This is a genomic window from Winogradskyella echinorum (assembly GCF_014297365.1).
GTDB lineage: Bacteria > Bacteroidota > Bacteroidia > Flavobacteriales > Flavobacteriaceae > Winogradskyella > Winogradskyella echinorum.
The window spans coordinates 370636-391062 of sequence record NZ_JACOQD010000002.1; the positions used below are offsets into that span (position 1 = coordinate 370636).

General features: G+C 31.5%; 19 protein-coding genes. 12 read left to right on the forward strand and 7 right to left on the reverse strand.

Annotated features, from left to right (window positions below; genetic code table 11):
• Positions 1-57: 57 nt before the first annotated feature.
• Genes H8K90_RS08865 through H8K90_RS08885 form a run of 5 tightly spaced genes read left to right on the forward strand, consistent with a single transcriptional unit; the run spans position 58 to position 4461 of the window.
• Entirely contained in the window at positions 58-579 is a 522-nt protein-coding gene (locus H8K90_RS08865) for a DUF6146 family protein (protein ID WP_315970271.1), read from the forward strand.
• Between the two features lie 27 nt (positions 580-606).
• Positions 607-1101: a DUF6787 family protein gene (locus H8K90_RS08870; protein WP_186845603.1), complete on the forward strand. Its 495-nt coding sequence runs from the start codon at positions 607-609 to the stop codon at positions 1099-1101.
• The gene (locus H8K90_RS08875) at positions 1098-1439 is read left to right on the forward strand and encodes a hypothetical protein (protein WP_186845604.1); all 342 of its coding nucleotides are present in this window, start codon (positions 1098-1100) and stop codon (positions 1437-1439) included. Before H8K90_RS08870 ends, H8K90_RS08875 begins: the two co-directional genes overlap by 4 nt.
• A 38-nt stretch (positions 1440-1477) precedes the next feature.
• Positions 1478-3877: a TonB-dependent receptor gene (locus H8K90_RS08880; protein WP_186845605.1), complete on the forward strand. Its 2400-nt coding sequence runs from the start codon at positions 1478-1480 to the stop codon at positions 3875-3877.
• A gap of 17 nt (positions 3878-3894) precedes the next feature.
• Complete coding sequence (locus H8K90_RS08885) at positions 3895-4461, forward strand: type 1 periplasmic binding fold superfamily protein (RefSeq protein WP_186845606.1); 567 nt, start codon at positions 3895-3897, stop codon at positions 4459-4461.
• Positions 4462-4511: 50 nt separating this feature from the next.
• On the opposite strand, the gene H8K90_RS08890 is transcribed toward H8K90_RS08885, so the two are convergent.
• A complete protein-coding gene (locus tag H8K90_RS08890; RefSeq protein WP_186845607.1) occupies positions 4512-4778 on the reverse strand; it encodes a hypothetical protein in 267 nt (88 codons plus the stop codon).
• 248 nt (positions 4779-5026) lie between these two features.
• Here H8K90_RS08890 and H8K90_RS08895 point away from each other — a divergent pair, with 248 nt between their 5' ends.
• The gene (locus tag H8K90_RS08895; RefSeq protein WP_186845608.1) at positions 5027-7549 is read left to right on the forward strand and encodes a DUF5916 domain-containing protein; all 2523 of its coding nucleotides are present in this window, start codon (positions 5027-5029) and stop codon (positions 7547-7549) included.
• Between the two features lie 46 nt (positions 7550-7595).
• Complete coding sequence (locus tag H8K90_RS08900; RefSeq protein ID WP_186845609.1) at positions 7596-8258, forward strand: ABC transporter ATP-binding protein; 663 nt, start codon at positions 7596-7598, stop codon at positions 8256-8258.
• 84 nt (positions 8259-8342) lie between these two features.
• Here the strand turns inward: H8K90_RS08900 and H8K90_RS08905 are convergent, their stop codons facing one another.
• A complete protein-coding gene (locus H8K90_RS08905; RefSeq protein ID WP_186845610.1) occupies positions 8343-8849 on the reverse strand; it encodes an SMI1/KNR4 family protein in 507 nt (168 codons plus the stop codon).
• A gap of 9 nt (positions 8850-8858) precedes the next feature.
• The gene (locus H8K90_RS08910) at positions 8859-9206 is read right to left on the reverse strand and encodes a hypothetical protein (RefSeq protein ID WP_186845611.1); all 348 of its coding nucleotides are present in this window, start codon (positions 9204-9206) and stop codon (positions 8859-8861) included.
• 250 nt (positions 9207-9456) lie between these two features.
• On the opposite strand from H8K90_RS08910, the gene fumC reads away from it, so the two are divergent.
• The 3 genes from fumC (at position 9457) to hutI (ending at position 13673) form a co-directional block, all read left to right on the forward strand.
• Positions 9457-10854, forward strand: coding sequence for a class II fumarate hydratase (gene fumC, locus H8K90_RS08915; protein ID WP_186845612.1), 1398 nt, complete (start codon positions 9457-9459; stop codon positions 10852-10854).
• Between the two features lie 48 nt (positions 10855-10902).
• Complete coding sequence (locus H8K90_RS08920; RefSeq protein ID WP_186845613.1) at positions 10903-12342, forward strand: T9SS type A sorting domain-containing protein; 1440 nt, start codon at positions 10903-10905, stop codon at positions 12340-12342.
• Positions 12343-12437: 95 nt separating this feature from the next.
• Entirely contained in the window at positions 12438-13673 is a 1236-nt protein-coding gene (gene hutI, locus H8K90_RS08925; protein WP_186845614.1) for an imidazolonepropionase, read from the forward strand.
• Positions 13674-13728: 55 nt separating this feature from the next.
• On the opposite strand, the gene H8K90_RS08930 is transcribed toward hutI, so the two are convergent.
• A complete protein-coding gene (locus H8K90_RS08930) occupies positions 13729-14616 on the reverse strand; it encodes a chromosome partitioning protein ParA (protein ID WP_186845615.1) in 888 nt (295 codons plus the stop codon).
• 106 nt (positions 14617-14722) lie between these two features.
• Here H8K90_RS08930 and H8K90_RS08935 point away from each other — a divergent pair, with 106 nt between their 5' ends.
• Positions 14723-15736, forward strand: a complete 1014-nt coding sequence (locus H8K90_RS08935) for a formimidoylglutamase (RefSeq protein ID WP_186845616.1) — start codon at positions 14723-14725, stop codon at positions 15734-15736.
• Positions 15726-16190 (forward strand): GNAT family N-acetyltransferase, encoded by a 465-nt coding sequence (locus H8K90_RS08940; protein WP_186845617.1) that lies wholly within the window; start codon positions 15726-15728, stop codon positions 16188-16190. Before H8K90_RS08935 ends, H8K90_RS08940 begins: the two co-directional genes overlap by 11 nt.
• 523 nt (positions 16191-16713) lie before the next feature.
• Here the strand turns inward: H8K90_RS08940 and H8K90_RS08945 are convergent.
• The 3 genes from H8K90_RS08945 to H8K90_RS08955 form a co-directional block, all read right to left on the reverse strand.
• Positions 16714-18408 (reverse strand): hypothetical protein, encoded by a 1695-nt coding sequence (locus H8K90_RS08945; RefSeq protein WP_186845618.1) that lies wholly within the window; start codon positions 18406-18408, stop codon positions 16714-16716.
• 203 nt (positions 18409-18611) lie between these two features.
• Positions 18612-19148: a hypothetical protein gene (locus tag H8K90_RS08950; RefSeq protein ID WP_186845619.1), complete on the reverse strand. Its 537-nt coding sequence runs from the start codon at positions 19146-19148 to the stop codon at positions 18612-18614.
• Between the two features lie 41 nt (positions 19149-19189).
• Complete coding sequence (locus tag H8K90_RS08955) at positions 19190-20425, reverse strand: DUF6638 family protein (protein ID WP_186845620.1); 1236 nt, start codon at positions 20423-20425, stop codon at positions 19190-19192.
• Between the last annotated feature and the right edge of the window lie 2 nt (positions 20426-20427).

Genomic DNA, 20427 nt, shown 5'->3' on the forward strand with positions numbered 1-20427 from the left:
TGTTAAATGAAAATTAAAAACTAAAAACACTCACAAAATTTTAATACCTTTAATGTTATGAGAAATCCACTATTACATAATTTAAAAAACAAAACCACTAAGCTATTAAATGCATCCATTACGAGTCATAAAAATGGATTCATTAGAATGATATTACCGTTTGTTTTTATTGTATTACTTATTGCTAGTTGTAAGTCTTACAATAAAACGCAAATTATTAATAATGCTAATGAAGATAGCCTTGTAGAAAATGATACGGTTTCTATAAGCAGTGACGAATCAGATTACGAAATTATAATTATTGAACCAGGTTTTAATTCTTGGTTACTTAGTAGTGCTAGACCAGAAGGATTTCATTCGCAACAATGGCTAGAATCTAGAAATATCATTATGGTACAAGCATGGAACCAAAGGAATATGCAACCATCGGTTTACGATCCAAATTTATATGAGCTTCGCATAGACTATGATGCAAATACAGATTATGGATATGAGGTTAATTATAAACTTTATAACTACTTTTTATATTTTCAAATTAAATATAAGCAACGTTTGTCATCATTTATTCCACGGATTTAGATTAAATTTGCAGCGCAAATCTGCGCTATGGAAAAATTTAAAACACATTGGGAAATACAACATAATTGGCAGTTGTTATTTCCCTTTTTTGGTATTTTAATATTAGGGTATTCTTCATTTAAAATAGCAAAAGTATTACTTAATTCTTACCAACTAATTTTTATAGTAATTGCTGCAATCGCTATTTTTTTCTTATTGCTTAAATTCACATTATTTATATTTAAAAAACTCGAAAGAAAGTGGATTTTAGATTATAAATGGGAAATGATAAGAGTGTTTATGGTATTTGCCATCACTGGTACTTCCTCCCTTTATGTAGGACGACCTATTATTAAATTTATTGGAATTACTAAAGAAAACTTAAATCCCATACTCTACTGGATTTTATTCATTATTATTGGGCTAATTTTCTATCAAATTCTTTTAGTAACATTTGGATGGCTTTTTGGTCAATTTAAATTTTTCTGGGAATTTGAAAAGAAAATGCTAAGACGATTTGGACTTAAACGTTTATTAGATTGAATTTTAAAACAGTAATAGCATCCATATTTAAAGGAGTAGCCATTTTGGTTATACTCGCTGTATTGTTGCCTTCTGCTGTAAAATTAACACATGCTTTTAATCATCATAATCATATTGTTTGTAATGATGATATAGACCATGACACACATTTTCATGCGTCAGATTTAGATTGTGATTTTTACAAGTTTAAGCTTACAAAATCTCAGTTCTTCACTTTACACAAATACGAAGAAGCATCTAAAGTTCCTCATGTAAATGAAATCTTAAGTTATTACATTTCTTATAATAACTATGAGCAACCTTTACAATTTCTTAGAGGACCACCGCAGTTAGTGTAGTATTTTGACAAATGCAAACACACTAACAAATAAATTAAATGAAACAGCTTATAATTGGCTTGGCGTTAGCAATATCTTGCTTTAGCTACAGCCAAAATTGCAATTATACATTTTTAGGAGAACTCAAAGATTTTCATGATAAATCTGCTATCGCTTCTGCGACTATTTTTATTAAACAAAAAGATAAATACATAGTTTCAGATTTAGATGGTAAATTTAAAATAGAAGATCTGTGTAGTGGTACCATTACTTTAACGATTACTCATGTGGGCTGCGAAACTAAAACAGTTTCGTACAAAATAGATAATGATACTTTTAAGACAATTTACTTAGAACATCATTTAGAAGAGCTCAAAGAAGTGGTAGTTAACTCTAATTTAAAAACAGAGCATACTAGTATAGAGCAAGCCATTAACAAACAAGTTTTAGAAAATTACACAGATAAATCCTTAGGTGATGCTCTAAATACTATTAGTGGTGTTTCGTCTTTAAATACAGGTAGCACTATTGTAAAGCCTATGATACATGGTTTGCATAGTAGTAGATTATTAATTGTAAATAACAATGTACGTCTGTTTGATCAAGAATGGGGAGATGAACACGCACCTAATATTGATGTAAATTCTAGCAATTCCATAACAGTTGTAAAAGGAGCAAATACTTTAAAATATGGTAGTGATGCCATTGGAGGTTTAATACTTATTAAACCAAGAAATTACGCAGCTGTAGATAGTTTATTTGGTAGTTCTATATTGTCTCTCAATTCTAATGGTCGTGGTGGTATTATAAATTCTGAAATCGTTAAAACATTTAAATCTGGGTTTTATAGTAGAATTCAAGCAAGTTATAAGCAGTTTGGTGATTTTAAAGCACCAGAATATTATTTAACTAATAGTGGCTTAAAAAACATTAATGCTTCTGCTAATATTGGCTATAGAAGTTTTGAAAAAGGTTTTGACGCCTACTATAGTGTCGTAAATAACGAGTTTGCCATTTTACAATCGTCTCATATTGGTAATGTTAACGATTTAGTAGCAGCAATTAACAGCAGAGAACCACGCGTTATTGAAGATTTCTCGTATAATATAGATTATCCTAAACAAAACATTTTGCATCATCTTGCAAAAATTGAAGCCTATAAACGTTTCAAGAAATTAGGAAAACTATCTGTACAATACGATATGCAAATCAATAGAAGAAAAGAATTTGATTTAAGAAGAGGTGATTTAGCAGATACACCTGTGATTGACCTTAGGCTTTTTACAAATTCGTTACAATCTAATTTGCGCATAGACTATATAGATAATCTTAAAATAGATACTGGTGTATTAGTGCGTTACCAGCAGAATGATGCTGTGTCAGGCACAGGTGTTAGTCCTTTAATTCCGGATTTTGACAAGTATGAAGCTAGTGTTTATATGATAGGAAACTATGGTTTAAATGATTCTTCTGATATCAATGCAGGTATACGCTATGATTATTCAAGAATCGAAGCCGAAAAACGTTATAATTTAACAGATTGGAATGAAACCTATAATTACGATGAATTATTTCCAGAGTTTGAAACCAATACTATTGAAAATTCTAACATTTTAACGCGTCCAGAATTTTCGTTTCATAATATTTCTGCCAATTTGGGCTATTCTAAACAATTAAAAGGCAACATGTCGATATATGTTAATTACGGTTTAGCAACACGCGTACCCAACCCTTCAGAATTGTTTAGTGATGGTTTACACCATAGTGCAGCGAGAATTGAAACTGGTTTATTAACGCTAAACAAAGAAACAGCACATAAATTCGCAGCTTCTTTAGAGCGTAATAATCCAGGTTTCGGATTTTCAATTAGTCCTTATTTTAAACATATTAAGGATTACATACAACTAATTCCTATTGGTATAACAACAACTATAAGAGGTGCATTTCCTGTTTGGGAATACAATCAAACTAATGCACAGATTTATGGTATTGATATCGACGTCAATAAAAAAATTACAAATAGGTTTGGTTACAAAGGCAGTTTAAGTCTTTTAAAAGGTGAAAACCTTTCGGAAGATATACCACTTATTCATATGCCTTCAACAAATTTTACAAACAGTATATCTTATAATAATGAAGAATTAAATGACTTGTCAATTAGTTTAATTCATAAAACTGTATTACAACAAAATAGATATCCTGATTATAACTTTTATACATTTGATCCAATTCTACAAGAAGATGTTTATGTAGATATTAGCTCAACACCACCTGCTTATTCTCTTTTTAGTTTTAATAGTTCGTTAAGTTTTAAAGCATTTAAAAAAGGAACTTTAAAATTAGAATTTAATATCGAAAACATTTTCAATACCCAGTACAATGAGTATTTAAATAGGCTTCGTTATTTCTCAGATGAATTAGGTAGAAACTTTAACTTAAAGATTAAAATCAATTATTAACACAATAAATTAAAATTATGAAAAATATTAAATCATTAAAAACAATAAAATTATTAGCCTTACTTTTTATATCTACTTTAGTATCAGTAAGCTGTTCTAGTGATGATGATGACGATGATCACGACCATGAAGAAGAGCTTATTACCACAGTAACCTATGAGCTTACTAACGGAACAGATGTTGTGACTTTAGAGTTTCAAGATTTAGATGGCGAAGGTGGTGCAAATGGCACTTACACTATTTCTGGTCCATTAACAGCCAATACAACATACTCTGGTACAATTGAATTACTAAATGAAACAGAAAATCCTGCAGATAACATCACTTTAGAAGTTGAAGACGAAGGAGATGAGCATGAGTTTTTCTATACATCTACCGTTTCTGGTATTTCTGTTTCTAAAGACGACATGGATGAAGATGGTAACCCAATCGGTATAGAAACAACATTAGTAACAGGAGATGCTGGTACAGGTTCTTTAACGATAGTTTTAAAACACGAACCTACTAAACCAAACAATGGTACATCTGCAGATGCAGGTGGAAGTACAGATTTAGAAGTGTCATTTTCTATTTCAGTTCAATAAATTCCTTTTGTAATACAGTTAAAAAAAAGCACTCAAATGAGTGCTTTTTTTTATGCTTTTGTAACAACTTTCTCCGATTTAATAACATAGGTATAAAACCACATTAAACTAAATGTTGGTACAACATCTAAAAATGGTAAAGCCTCTTCAATAAAAGATATAACTGCCGCTATCTTTCCTTCTCTCCCTTTATACAGCTTCGTCATTAAATAAGCAGACAATGGCGCCCAAACAAAATCGAATGGCGGAAAAATTAAAGACACATAACCTAAAGCATCAAATAAAAGGCTTAATATAAGTTTCTGATATTTTTTCATTTATAATTTTAAGTATTATTCTAGTTTATAAATAGCAATAAGTATTCCAAATTCGTAAAATCTGCCATTCTATCCACACGTAAAATTACAATCTCTTAAACTTTTTAACTTTTAATTATGAAAAATGCAAGTCAACACTATTTAGTTTTGTAAATATTCGAAGTGTAACATTGATAAAGCATTAATGTCTTTATAAAAAATTAATTCATCATACATCAATCAAATTAACCATCAATCATCAACCGCTTATGAATTTTCGTTTTATTTTGTTTCTTGGAATCCTTTGCATTTGTAACCTTGTAATTGCACAAGAAGAAGTTATAATTCCTGAAGAAAAAAAATCACTCAACATTAAACGTACAGAAAATGCACCAAAAATCGATGGTGTGCTAAATGATAAAGTTTGGGAAACAGCAGAAATTGCAACCGACTTTACACAGTTTAGACCAGAAATGGGTGTTTTACCAAAAGCACATCAGAAAACTATAGTTAAAATGGCATACGATGATGATGCTATATATGTGGCTGCCTATTTGTATGACAAACCAGAAGATATACAGAAACAATTGACGAGTAGAGATAATTTTGGGCAATCCGATTTTTTCGGAATTATTCTAAATCCAAATAACGATGCTCAAAATGATATCGAATTTTTTGTATTTAGTTCGGGCACACAAGCCGATGCCATTGCTAACCCAAATATTGGTGAGGATTTTGGTTGGTCTGCAGTTTGGGATAGTGCAGTTAAAATAGTAGATGATGGTTGGATTGTTGAAATGAAAATACCCTACAGAGCATTGCGCTTTTCTAAAGACGTAGAAACTTGGGGCATGCAATTTCACAGACGCTTTAGAGTAGATAATTCGCAATACTCATGGAATCCTTTAGATAGAACAAAAGGGTATTCTGCTCAATATCATGGTGAATTAAAAGGTATAGAAAATATTGAGCCTCCTACTCGACTCTTATTTTATCCTTTTGCTTCTACTGTGGTTAATAATTTTGATGAACCGCACTACAAACTTGGTCTCGATGTAAAATATGGTATTACTGAAAATTTTACTTTAGATGCTACATTAATTCCAGATTTTAGTCAAGCAGGCTTCGATAATGTAAGATTAAATCTTGGCCCTTTTGAGCAAACTTTTGGAGAACAAAGACAATTCTTTAAGGAAGGTATTGACTTATTTAATAAAGGAGATTTGTTTTTTTCGAGACGTATTGGTGGCAGACCAAGAGGCAGTATAAGTATTAATAGCGATGAAGAAATCGTTAACACACCAGATAATATTAACGTGTTGAACGCCATGAAAATTTCTGGGAGAACAAAAAAAGGTCTAGGCATAGGTATCTTTAACGCTGTAACAGAAAAAACAGATGTAAGAGTTCGAAATACAACAACAGGAGAAACTAGACAACAAACACTCGAGCCTTTAACTAATTATAACATTTTAGTCATAGACCAACAGTTTAACGGCAACTCTTCTATTGGTCTTGTAAATACTAGTGTTTGGAGAAATGGATCCGAATTCAGAGATGCTTATTCTGGTGCTTTAGTGGCAAACATCAATAACAAGAGAAATACGTATAATATTAACGCTGAAGCAAAAGTTAGTCAGACAGAATTTGATGTTAATGGCGAATTTGGTTTTAGCTCATTTATAAGAGTTGGTAAATCCCATGGAAAGTTTCGCTATAGTTTTGACCATAGCTTTGCTAATGATAAATATGATATTAATGATATAGGACTTAATTTTAGAAACAATTTTAGCAACTATGGCATTGATGTTAATTATAGAATTTTTGAACCTACAGAAAAGCTTAATAACTTTTTTGTGAATTTTTATGTGAACTACCGAAACCTCTATAAACCCGATACATTTACGGGAACCAATCTTGGTATAAATTTTAACGCACAAGACAAAAAGTTAATGTGGTTTGGTGGTCAAATAAATTTTGAACTAGGCAACCAATACGACTATTTTGAACCAAGAGATTTTGAAAATAAACGCTTCTTTGTATATAAAGACATCGGAAGCTTAAACGGTTGGTTTGAAACCAATGAAAACAAACTATTATCATTAGAGCTCAATGCCAATACCTTTGCTATTTTTGATGGAGAACGTGATTTGTTTGGGTACTCATTTAATATTGAACCTTCCTTGCGTTTAAATGATAAATTTAGACTTAATTATGGGTACTACTATCAAAACAATAAAGGAAGTCGCGGTTATGCAAACAACTCTAACTCAATAGATAGTGAAATTATATTTGGAGAACGAGATATCGTAACAGTTGAAAATAGTATTTCTGGTAGTTACACGTTTAACCCTTTTCATACCATTTCATTAACATTTAGAAATTTTTGGTCAACGGTAACTTATGATAAAAGACCTTTATTTTTACAAGAAGATGGAAGCGTTATAGAGCAAACGCAAACATTTGAGGAATTGGGATTAGATAGTTCTAATGTAAACTTTAATACTTGGAATATAGATCTCAATTATTCTTGGCAAGTAGCACCAGGTAGTTTTTTAACAGCACTATACAGAAACCAATTATTTAATCAAGGCGAAAACTCAGAGGAAAACTACTTTAATAGCTTAGGCGATTTGTTTGATCAAGACATGAATCATATATTCTCTGTACGCTTACAGTATTTTATAGACTATAACAGTATTAAAGGTGTTTTTAAAAAGAAAAAAGACAGGTCTCAAAGTGGTCAAGCAAATACATATAGAAATCGTAGTCCTTTCTACACACAAGCTTAATAAATTTTATTATTAGTGAGATTAAAATGTTATTTTCGCTTGTAATATGATTAAGGCTAAAAACATTCATAAATCATACAACGATCTTCATGTATTGAAGGGCGTTGATATATCTATTTCTAAAAGCGAAATTATCTCTATTGTAGGTGCTTCTGGCGCTGGTAAAACCACGCTACTACAAATATTAGGTACCTTAGATAAACCAGATTATAAAACGGATAGCGAATTAGTTATTAATGGACAATCTATAAAAACGCTTAATGATAAGGCGTTAGCCAAGTTTAGAAATAAAAACATTGGATTTATATTTCAGTTTCATCAATTGTTACCCGAGTTTACAGCACTAGAAAATGTGTGTATTCCTGCATTTATAAATAACACTCCTAAGGCAGAAGCTGAAAAACGCGCCATAGAATTGCTTGATTATTTAGGATTAAAAGATCGCATACATCATAAACCAAATAGCATGTCTGGTGGTGAGCAGCAACGTGTTGCTGTAGCAAGAGCTTTAATTAACCAACCAAATATCATTTTTGCCGATGAACCATCTGGTAACTTAGATAGCGAATCCGCAGAGCAATTGCATAACCTATTCTTTAAGCTTAGAGATGAGTTTAAACAAACCTTTGTCATTGTCACTCACAACCAAGATTTAGCCGATATGGCAGATCGAAAGTTAACAATGGTTGATGGGAAAATTGTTGGGTAATTATAGCTTTTAGGATTATAGAAAAGCCTAAGAATCCTCCTAAACAATTATTAATTTAGTTGTTTCGAGTTATAGATAATATTTTTATTCTATTGATTTATTTAAAAAGTGTAAAACTTCCTTAAAGTAACTCTCCAAATTGTCATGTTCTACTTCACCAGGATGCCAATTGGCAAATTTCCAATATTTCCATCTTGGACTTGATAAATTTGGTGGGATTAGAAGAAAATATTGCTCTTCATTTATTCCGCCAATAATTATACTTTTTTCCAATTCACTGCCAATATTTTCAATTCCATCAATGCTATAAGCCTCAATTAAGAAACTATCAATATTTTTTAAATAGTCAATTTTATTAATTGGATGAAAAGTGGGTTCTATACTATTAGGTGCAGAAAACCCGTTTGTGATTGATAGAAACTTTCTATAGTCAGTTGGAAACTCAATTTCGAGTCTTTTTTCAGTGAGTTGTATTTCCTTTTCAGATGCAGGTTTAGTTCCTAACCATATATTTTCAATCTGCTCTTGAGTATACTCAAAATCGCCTAATTCTATGGCCTTCACAGATATTTGATTTAATAAATCTCTCATTATTCTAATTTACCATAAATATGGTTTAGCAAAATATATCCAACCACACCATAACGTCCAAAAACAACTAAACAAAAGTCCTATTAGAAAAAATAAAATTCGAAACCTTTTCAGTCCAATTCTATTTTTCAGATAATACCAATCAAATAATTCTAATAGAATTCCTAATGAGTAAAAAATATTCGCCCCAATACCCCAAATTATAATTCCGATTGTATCGTCTATAGTCCAAAAGTATTCTCCTCTTGATAGTCCATCATAAATTGCAAAAATTCCGAAAAGTCCAACAGCAACATTATAAATCCATCTTTTAGACTCCCACCATTTAATGTTCAATTTAATTTCTTCAATTGTCATTCTCTAAAATTAAACATAATGCATTGATTTAAGGCTATTTTCATACTTAAATAGGCTTAACACAAGTGCATAAATTATACTCTAAACGAATTTAGTTTTTAATAATCAAATATTCAATAATTGCTAACTGAGAACTATCAATAACTTATCAACGTCCATACTTTAAAACTATTAAAACAAAAGCCAATTTTCAATTCTTAAAGACTAACAAAATCTGTAATTTTGTAATGCTATATAAAAACTAAATATCATGTCTTACAGAATAGAAAAAGATACAATGGGCGAGGTAAAAGTGCCTGCCGATAAACTTTGGGGAGCGCAAACAGAACGTTCTCGTAATAACTTTAAAATTGGTGCACCAGCTTCTATGCCTCTGGAGGTGGTTTATGGCTTTGCATACCTTAAAAAAGCTGCAGCATATACTAATTGCGAGCTTGGTGTATTAGCCAAAGAAAAAAGAGATTTAATAGCACAAGTTTGTGACGAGATATTAGAAGGTAAACACGATGACCAATTTCCTTTAGTTATTTGGCAAACTGGCTCTGGTACACAAAGTAATATGAATGTAAATGAAGTGATTGCTAACAGAGCACATCAAATCGCTGGGAAAGTGATTGGTGAAGGTGAAAAAACCATTCAGCCGAACGATGATGTTAATAAGTCACAATCGTCTAACGACACATTTCCTACTGGTATGCACATTGCTGCCTACAAAAAAGTGGTAGAAACTACGATTCCGGGAGTTATTCAGTTACGTAATACGTTACATAAAAAATCTATTGAGTTTAATACTGTTGTAAAAATTGGTCGTACACATCTTATGGATGCTACTCCACTAACTTTAGGTCAAGAGTTTTCCGGTTATATATCGCAATTAGACCATGGATTAAAAGCTTTAGAAAATACTTTATCGCATCTAAGTCAACTAGCTTTAGGCGGTACAGCAGTAGGTACAGGATTAAACACTCCAGAAGGCTACGATGTTTTAGTGGCAAAATATATTGCAGAATTTACAGATTTACCTTTTGTAACAGCCGAAAACAAATTTGAAGCACTAGCTGCACACGATGCAATTGTAGAAACACATGGTGCATTGAAGCAACTAGCCGTTTCATTAAATAAAATTGCTAATGATATAAGAATGATGGCTTCTGGTCCTCGTTCTGGTATCGGAGAAATCATCATTCCTGCAAACGAACCAGGAAGTTCTATTATGCCAGGAAAAGTAAACCCTACACAATGCGAAGCTTTAACGATGGTTTGTGCACAAGTTATGGGTAACGATGTTGCAGTTACCGTTGGTGGTACACAAGGACATTACGAGCTTAATGTTTTTAAACCTATGATGGCTGCAAACATTTTACAATCAGCACAATTAATTGGTGATGCTTGTGTGAGTTTTGATGAAAACTGTGCTCAAGGAATAAAGCCAAACCATGAAGTAATTAAGCAATTATTAAATAACTCATTAATGTTAGTTACTGCCTTAAACACTAAAATTGGGTATTATAAAGCTGCTGAAATTGCAAATACAGCGCACAAAAACGGAACAACTTTAAAAGAAGAAGCAATTAACTTAGGGTATGTTTCAGCAGAAGATTATGACGAATGGGTTAAGCCAGAAGACATGGTTGGTAGTTTAAAATAATTAGAGCATTTTTAAAATTATAACTCAGTAAAAACTAATACATATTATATGAAAAGAACTTTACTTACTTTATTATCTACATTCTGTTTTGCTTTAGCTGTAAACTCGCAGACTGTTTGGGCTGCAAAATCTACAATTGATGCCGCAACTGGTAACAATCCCTACACGATTGCATCTGGGTTTATTGATGGCGACACAAATTTAGATGTCTTAATTGGTACAGATGTAGACCATATAATTGTATGGTATCAAGGTAATGGTGATGGAACATTTTTAAAACAAACTCCAATTACAAATACTTTAGAAAACATCGTTGGACTTAAGTTAATAGATTTAAATGGCGATGACAATTTAGATATTTTAGCAGTTGGTTTTGGTAGTTACGCTGGTGCTACCTATGGACAGAACTCTAAATTAGTTTGGTTTGAAAATAATGGCAGTGGTTCCTTTGGTGCTGAACAGCTAATTACAGATACCTATAATGGAATGAGCGGTTTATTTGCTGGTACTATAGATGGCGATGCAACCATTGATGTTGCAGTGACATCTGCAGTCGGAAGTGAAATTGTATGGTTTCCGAATAATGGTTCTGGTACATTTGGTGCTGCAAGTAGTATAGACAATTTACTTAATACACCTGGAGTTATAAACATGAAGGATATAGATGCTGATGGTGATTTAGACGCTATAGTTGCAACTGCGGCTTATTCTGGTGATGTTATAGAAATATTTAGAAATGATTTAGTACCTGGAGGAACAGTTTCATTTACCAAAGATGCTGTTTCAGTAGCAACGGGTAAAATCGGAATTTTTAACGCCAATTTTGAAGATTTAGATGGAGATTCAAATTTAGACATCCTTGCAACCGAAGTATCTTGCGGAGGATTTTGCGGTAATGTACCTGGTAATTTATACTGGTATGAGGATGATGGTCTTGGTGGTTATACAGAAACTGTTTTTACAACCTCTATTGTTAATCCATCAATCGCTCAGTTTAAAGATGTGGATGAAGATGGTTTAAAAGATATTGTTTTAAGTAGCGGAAGTTCAGGAACTGGTAATGATTTAGTATGGTATAAAAATAATGGCTCAGGAAGTTTTGGTAGCGAAACAGTTATTGATGCTACCCAAAGTCAAGCTTTTGTATATAATGTTTTTGATTATGATGGTGATGGAGACAATGACATTGTAAGCTGTGCATACAACCAAGATGACTTAAATTACATTGAAAATTTACTTGAAACGCTTTCAATAGATAATTTTGAAGCTGCAGAAATAAAGATATTCCCTAATCCTACCACTTCAAAATTAAACTTTAATGGCTTTACAACAGCAACACTAGAAGTTTCTGTATTTGATATATTAGGTAAAAATGTCTTAAATGCTACAGTTGGTATAGATAAAACACTTAATGTTTCACAATTATCTAATGGTCTCTATACTATTAATATCAATGGAAACTTTGTTTCAAAATTTATTAAGGAATAAGAATTCTATATTCTACATATCTAAAACGCTGGTTTAATTAGACTAGCGTTTTTTTTTGTTCAAAAAAATAACAATCTTTACAAAAAGCCAATTACATGTCTATACTAATAACTAACATTAAGCAATTATTACAAGTTCACGATTATAATGTTACAATATTAAAGGGAGACGAAATGAAGACGCTTCCCTTTATTGAAAATGCATATGTCTATGTAGAACACGATACTATTATAGAATATGGTGAAATGAAAGATTATAATCATATTGACGCTGAAACTGTTATCGATGCCACGGGAAAAATTGTTTTACCATCTTGGTGCGATTCTCATACGCATATAGTTTATGCAGGAGATAGGACTTCAGAATTTGTTGACCGAATCAATGGATTAAGTTACGCTGATATTGCAAACAATGGTGGTGGCATTTTAAATTCTGCAAAATTGCTTCAAAATACCTCTGAAGATGATTTATACAATCAATCCATAAAACGGTTAAACGAACTTATAAAAATGGGAACTGGAGCTGTTGAAATTAAAACAGGTTATGGCTTAACCGTTGAAGCTGAACTAAAAATGCTTCGGGTTATAAAACGTATAAAACAAGAAAGTTTAGCAAAAATTACTCCTACATTGTTAGCTGCGCATGCAATTCCTGAGAATTATAAATCTAAAAAAGAAGATTACATAAAACTCATTACAGAAGAATTAATACCAGAAGCTGCTAAATTAAATATTGCACATTATATAGATGTGTTTTGTGAAGAAGGTTACTTTAGCATTGAAGATACTGAAGCCATTTTAAAAGCTGGACAGCAATATAATATGCGACCAAAAATTCATGTCAATCAATTTAATATTCTTGGTGGTATTGCTTTAGGCGTTAAGCACAATGCCTTATCTGTAGATCATCTCGAAGAATTAAATACCGATGATATTAAAGCCTTACAAGGCAGTGATACCATACCTGTAGCTTTACCTGGTTGTTCCTATTTTTTAAGTATTCCTTATACTCCAGCAAGACAACTTATAGATGCAGGTTTACCATTAGCCATAGCTACAGATTATAATCCTGGTTCTGCTCCTAGTGGTAATATGAATTTTGTTGTTAGTGCAGCATGCGTAAAATTGAGAATGACTCCAGAAGAAGCTATTAATGCTGCAACCATAAATGGTGCTTATGCAATGGGAATTAGTAATATGTATGGCAGTATTACCAGAGGAAAAAAGGCTAATTTAATTATTACCAAGCCACTGAATCATTACAGTGAAATACCTTATGCTTTTGCGCATAACCCTGTAGAACAAGTTGTTATCAATGGACAGTTACTATAAAAAAATCCGGAAGCATTGCTTCCGGATTTTCGCTATCAATCAATCAAATAATTTATTACTTCAAAACAAATTCTGAAGAAGAAATTAATTCTTTTGCGCTAAATACGTTTATCTTATAACGTCCAGCTTCAAATTTAGAATCTTGAGGTTTAGAAACATATTCACAAATTTGTAGGTTTCTGTTTTCGTAGTTAAAACGACTAATTAAACTATAGTTTAGAACTTGGTCATCAAACTGTACTTGGTCATTTGCACCTAAAACATTATTCTTAGGGTCAATTACTTGTACATATAATTCTTTATCACCAGCTTCTGCTAATGTATTTTTAGCAACCGTAAAACAAACTTTAATTTTATCACTACGTCTTGCTCTTTCCATTGGTACTTGCTTACCACTACTTCTTTCTAAAACACCCATACCAATTAATCCTACAGTTTGTAATGCAGATGCATCTTCAACTACAGTAGCTAACTCAGTATTTTGTACTAATAAAGAATCTGTAAACATGGTACGCTCAGCTAATTGTACCTGTGTGCTATCTAAAGATGAAGCTAAATACTCATTCTCACCTTTTAAACGATCATTTTCAACTAATAATACGTCCATTTCTTCTTGTAATGCTAAAAACTTCTTTTTGTATCTCCATAAGCTGTTTACACTATTTTGAGATATTTTTAAAGAATCCATTAAACCTTGAATACGGTCTCTAGCCGCGATTAAATCTTGATTCTTAACCTCGCTCTCAGCAATAGCCGCATCATATTCTTGTGCCATATTGCTAAGGTCGTTCATTACTTGTTGCTTTTCGCTAACTAAAGTTTTTTCATTTTCTTGCTTCTCAGTATAAAGCTTAGATGTATAAAATGCTGTACCTAAGAATAAAACTAATAAGATACCTAAACCTACTTTTAATCCAGTATTTGTTTTTTGTGAACCTTCCATAAATTGTTATTTTAAGTTATTGTTATTTCTTGTTTTTAATTTGTTTTGAGATAAAAGTAATTAAATAAAGCTGTATTTTTATTTTATAATTTCAATAAACATCCAAATGCAAAATCTCATTTTATTTACTTCTAAAAATCGCGATACTTTATTAAAAGTGCGAAAAGGAGAATCAAAATTTGGAGAACATATTCAGTTAATACCTAAACTCACTAACATATACGATGATATTGTTAATTTAGACGTTGACTATGTAATTTTTGGAATTAAAGAAGATATTGGTGTTTATGCAAATTACGGTAATACAGGTACTTACAAGGCTTGGGATGCTGTAATAAAAGTTTTGTTAAATATTCAGAATAATAGCTATTCTAAGGCCAAAAGGGTTTTAATATTGGGTCATTTGGACTATAGTAAAGAAAGGGAATTGGTAACTTTAAAACCCTCAAAAAAGAATATTACCAAAGCCCGAACATTTGTAGCGTCTATTGATAATGATGTTACACATGTTGTATCTTCTATTGTTAATGCAGGAAAAATTCCAATAATTATTGGTGGTGGACACAATAATGCCTACGGAAATATTAAGGGTACAGCTTTAGCTAAAAACAATAAAATTAACGTTATTAATTTTGATGCACATACCGATTTTAGACCTGAAGAAGGCAGACATAGTGGTAATGGATTTAGCTATGCCTTTGTTGAAGGATTCTTAAAAAACTATTTTGTATTCGGTTTACATGAAAACTACACATCAGAAGTCTTGTTTAAAACACTCAATAAGCTGAAAGAAGTTAAATACAATACCTATGAAGCTATAGAAGTAAGAAACGAATTAGATTTTAATTCTGAATTAGAAACGGCTTTAACATATATATCTAATAAAGATTTTGGTATTGAAATAGATTGTGATGCTATTGAAAACATACCAAGCAGCGCAATGACGCCAAGTGGATTCAGGGTAAAGCATGCGCGACAATTGGTTCATTATTTTGGCAAGCATAAAAATGCCTCTTACCTCCATATCTGCGAAGCCGTACCAACAAAGAAGACAGAAACTAAAGTAGGGAAACTCATCACCTACTTAATCACCGATTTTATTAGAGCACATGGCAATTAAGATTATAGATTTTGATGCAAAATATTCTCAAAATTTTTACGATTTAAATATTGAATGGTTAAAAACCTTCTTTTACGTAGAACCTTTTGATGAAGAAGTTTTAAGTAAACCAGATAATTATATCATTGATAAAGGTGGCTTTATATTTTTTGCAATGAAAGATGAAACTGTTGTTGGTACAGTAGCACTAATGCCAACAGAAAAAACTGGTGTTTTAGAATTAACAAAAATGGCTGTATCACCAAATGAACGTGGACAAAAAATAGGTCAACAATTATTACAGCATTGTATTAATTTTGCACAAGAACAAAATTTAAAAGCACTACTCCTCTATTCTAATACCAAATTAGAAAATGCTATCTACCTGTATAGAAAATATGGTTTTAAAGAATTAGAACTTGAAAAGAAAAGCCCTTATAAACGTAGTGATATTAAGATGTTATTAGAATTATAAACCTTCATAATATCGACTATTGTTTGATATAGCCAATAATATACTTATACTACATCCAATTATACATGTCATAAGATTAAACAGCATAATCTTTTTATTATCTAAGGAATAAACATTACTAATAGTATGTGCTTTATTCATTATATAAATTGAAAAAAATAGTATAGTTAGAATTCCAATTAATACAAGAACTGTATAAATACTTATGAAATCATCGAAAGGAGAGAAATATAATGTGTATGATACAATTTGCCATATGAAAAAATAAAGGTAGACTAGAATTATCATCCAACTTAACTTGTTTCTATAAAAAACTGCAATAGCTGGAATTAAAAAAATTGGCAAAATTTTAAAAACTCCATAGACAGAAATGGTATTATAAATAGATTTTATGCCATAATCGTAGCCATTAACTTCATGAATATTTATGAATTTAATAATGTTAGATATTAAGTAAACAACCAATACTAAAAAAATTATAGTATAGACAATATTTACTTGTTTAAACTTTTTCATACTGAAATTAATTCCCAACAGCTTTCAAAGAATCCAACTGACGTTGTAAGTTTTCAATCATAGCAGAATTATCATCTATCTTAGGAATGGTTTTTAGTGAATCTAAAGCTTTTTCCATCATATCCTCGTCTTGAGGCTTTTCATTAAAGTAATAACCAATACCTTCACTAGACCTCCAAGCTTCATTGAGTTGTTTATAAACTTCTTCATCCCATGTACTTGGATGTTTTACATCTATCCAAATCACATCTCTATACTCACTATCTATTAAAACTAAATCTGGAGTTGCAGAGCCATCAAACTGTTGGGCATCTGTAGAACTTATAGATGATATGGTTCCTAAGAAAAACATACGCTTTCTACCTGCTATATCTTTAATATATGGTCTAAACTCCACTGGAGTACTCGCATTCCAATCGTATTCTTTTCGAGATTCTTTTACTTTTAAAGGCATCGCAGAAACACCAGCATAACCTTGCTTCTTTGTTGCATGGTCGTAATAATACATTTTATCTGTACCATCCGCAGGAATAAACACACTATAGCTTAAACTAGTACGCTCATCACCTACAGGCTCTAAACCAAACCAATGATATAATCCACTGTAAGCATCAGAATTACTACCTGCAAAATCAAAATCGGTAACATAAGGTTGTTGATTTTGGTCCTTTGGCATTAGTGGAATTTTTACTGCCGTTTCCATATTCCAAGGTAAAGGATCACTAAAACCACCTAAAAACTTTAAAGATTCTGCTTGTAATTGCGAGACCTCTTCCGCTAAAGTGTTTTGTTTAGTTAAAAATGGATAATTCTTTATCTCATCTGGATGAACGAATGTGCCTTTTCCAATAGTGATACGTTCTACGTAATCATTAAAATCGTGCTCACCATTATCTATAATCATAACACCACCAAAGGTTGGATAAGGAAAAAAGAATCCTTTCCATTTAATTAAGCTCACCACTTGTACCCATTGATCTTCATCATTTTTCATGTAAAAGGTGTCACTAGGCTCATAATTAAATAACATCCAAGGATTGAATCGTTGTACTACGGCATTGTATGTATTTCTACTAAATTTAAGAGACTCACCAATTGAAAAAGTAACATCGATTCTATTCTCATTTGAAAATCTAGGAAATGGCGTTGTACTGCTTACTGCAAATACTTCTTCTGTATTGTCAGTAACCTGTTGCATTACATATTTTTCACTTGGCTGAATGGCCATTGTCCATTTATTCTCAGTGCCTATTCTTACTAAATGTGGTAAGGATACATCTTTAGTTTCACCAACACTTTCGTTAGCCATGGAAAATATATTTCTTAGAGGCTGAATACGTTCGTTTTGCGTTAGTGGCAATTCGTTGATTTCAACTTTATTAAGACTATTAAAAACATTGTAAGTTTTCATGTAGTCGTACATTTTATAGTGCCAACCGAAAACATAAAGTAACCCAAAAAACACAATTAATAATGCCAGGATTCCTAATCGACCACCAGTACTTGCCGTTTTTCTAAACTTTCTTAGTCCAAAAAACAAGACTAATAAGCTCACTAAAATGACAAAAAGGTATTTCCTTAAAAACAGTAAAAGCGGTTGGTAATCATCTCTAAAAAAGAAGAGCAATAGTAATAACAACAACGCTATAACAATTGTTACGACTTTCTGTTTTTTTCCTTTATTCCAATAGTTTTTAATCATAATATAAGCCCCTTTTATTCCCCAGAGGGGAAAACTGGGAATGTTAATATTGTATTTTTAAGCCCCTTTATCTTCTAGAAATTTCCCCAGAAGGGAAAATGGGCATGTCTATATATTTTGTAGAGTATTGCAACTCTAGTAATTTTATGCAAAAGTAGCTTCCGTAACAGTTTTCTTCCTCTGGAAGGATTAAGAAGGCTTTTTTACATAAGACCCTTATCTTTTAAACGGTCACGTGCGCTAGGTTTTTCAACTTCTGGTTCTGTTTCAATTTCTTTTTTTGCTTCTTCTACAACCTTAGTGTCTTTAGTTTTTAAATCGTCGATAAAATCTTTTCCTTTTTCAACGGCACCATCAACCAAATCACCAATAGAATCACTTTTCTCTTCTACAATTTCTGTTGTTTTAATTACAAAGTTGGCTAAATATGTGCCCAATAACGTACCTACAGCAAAAGATGAAAAGGCAGAAACACCATTATAACTACCAAATACTGAAATAGGTGTTAAAAATTCAGCAATCAATGCAGCTACCAAAACTATAGTCACTACAAAGATTAAACGTGGAATAAAAGCTTGCCTAAATACAAATCCTTTAGGGTTGTCTGCTTTCATTTGTAGCTCTTTGCTATTCACAATTTTATTTACAAATCTATAAATGTTATTACTGTTAGATTCTCTCCAATAAAGAAAAATACCAAATAAAATAGCAGCTATAAATATAACGAGTTCAATTCCCATGACTTTGTGTTTAACGTTCTTATAAAATTAGTCTAAAATTCTTATATATTGTTACGAATCCGCTCAATTACCCAATCTTTAAAGGAATCATTCCAGGTCTCATAACTTTTATAAAACTGCTCCTTATCATACCAATACAAGAATAATACATCTTTAGGAGCTATATTAATCAGTAATTTATGGATTAAATCACGATGCTCTGCTGATAATGACGAATGCGGCTGATGTAAAGCAAAATACATAGATTGCTCTACCATATCTTCAACCTTGTAGGCATTACTGCGCTCTAACTTTTCTAGATATAATTCTACACCCATAATATGTTTACGTGCCTTGATATCTATTTTATTTAAATAACTTTTAAAAAGCACTTTATTACTTAAAATCTCATTTATAGGATGCTCTGTGTCTTTTAAAAATTGATTGAGTTCAAACTTTTTAATTCTATCATAGTTTGGTGTTGTTACCATATATTCTAAATCGCATTGAATAATTATATGGTCTTTTAGCTTATCAACTAATTCTGGTTGTGCAATGTGATAAATTAACACATCGTGAACTGTATCTTTTATCGCTTCTTTATAAACCTCTTTACTTTCAAAAACTACTATAGGCTTAATAAAATCGCGCAATACATATACACCATCGAAAGCGCGAGTATAAAAAGAACCAGTAGTAAAATGTAATGGATGAAGCTTTAAGTCTCTATGGCGTAAATCTCCATAGGTTTTGGCAGATTCTAATAATTCTTGGTGAATCGCTTCATCTATAAAATTATTATCTCTTTTAAATTTATCGACAAGTTTAAGTTGTTGTTTTTGTTTTTCTTCTAGGTTATCAATTAATCTAAATGTAATACTTACATCATCGTATTTTAAAACATCTAAAGGTTCGTAAAAAACATCTATATCTTGGTCAAAATCTATACAAATAGCAGAATCTCTGGTAATATCATTAATTTTCTGTCCGTGTGTTCTAAATACATGCTGCATCATTTCCCTATCAAAAGAATGAAAAGGCAGGTACACAGGTTTACCTTTTTGTAATGGTGAAATGATAATGCCATGCGGATTCGCATCACCATGGTTAAGATATTGCGTATCTTTTTTCTCTTCTGCAACTTCAGGACTCCAACCGACTCCATCTATAGAAAATGATTTCAGTTTGGTTTCTGTAAATCCTAAAGTTTTAAGACATTTATTATAACGCTCAACTAATTTTCCGCTTACAGGAATAAGTTCACTTCTATATAGGTTTGCTTGTTTTAGTTTATTCATTT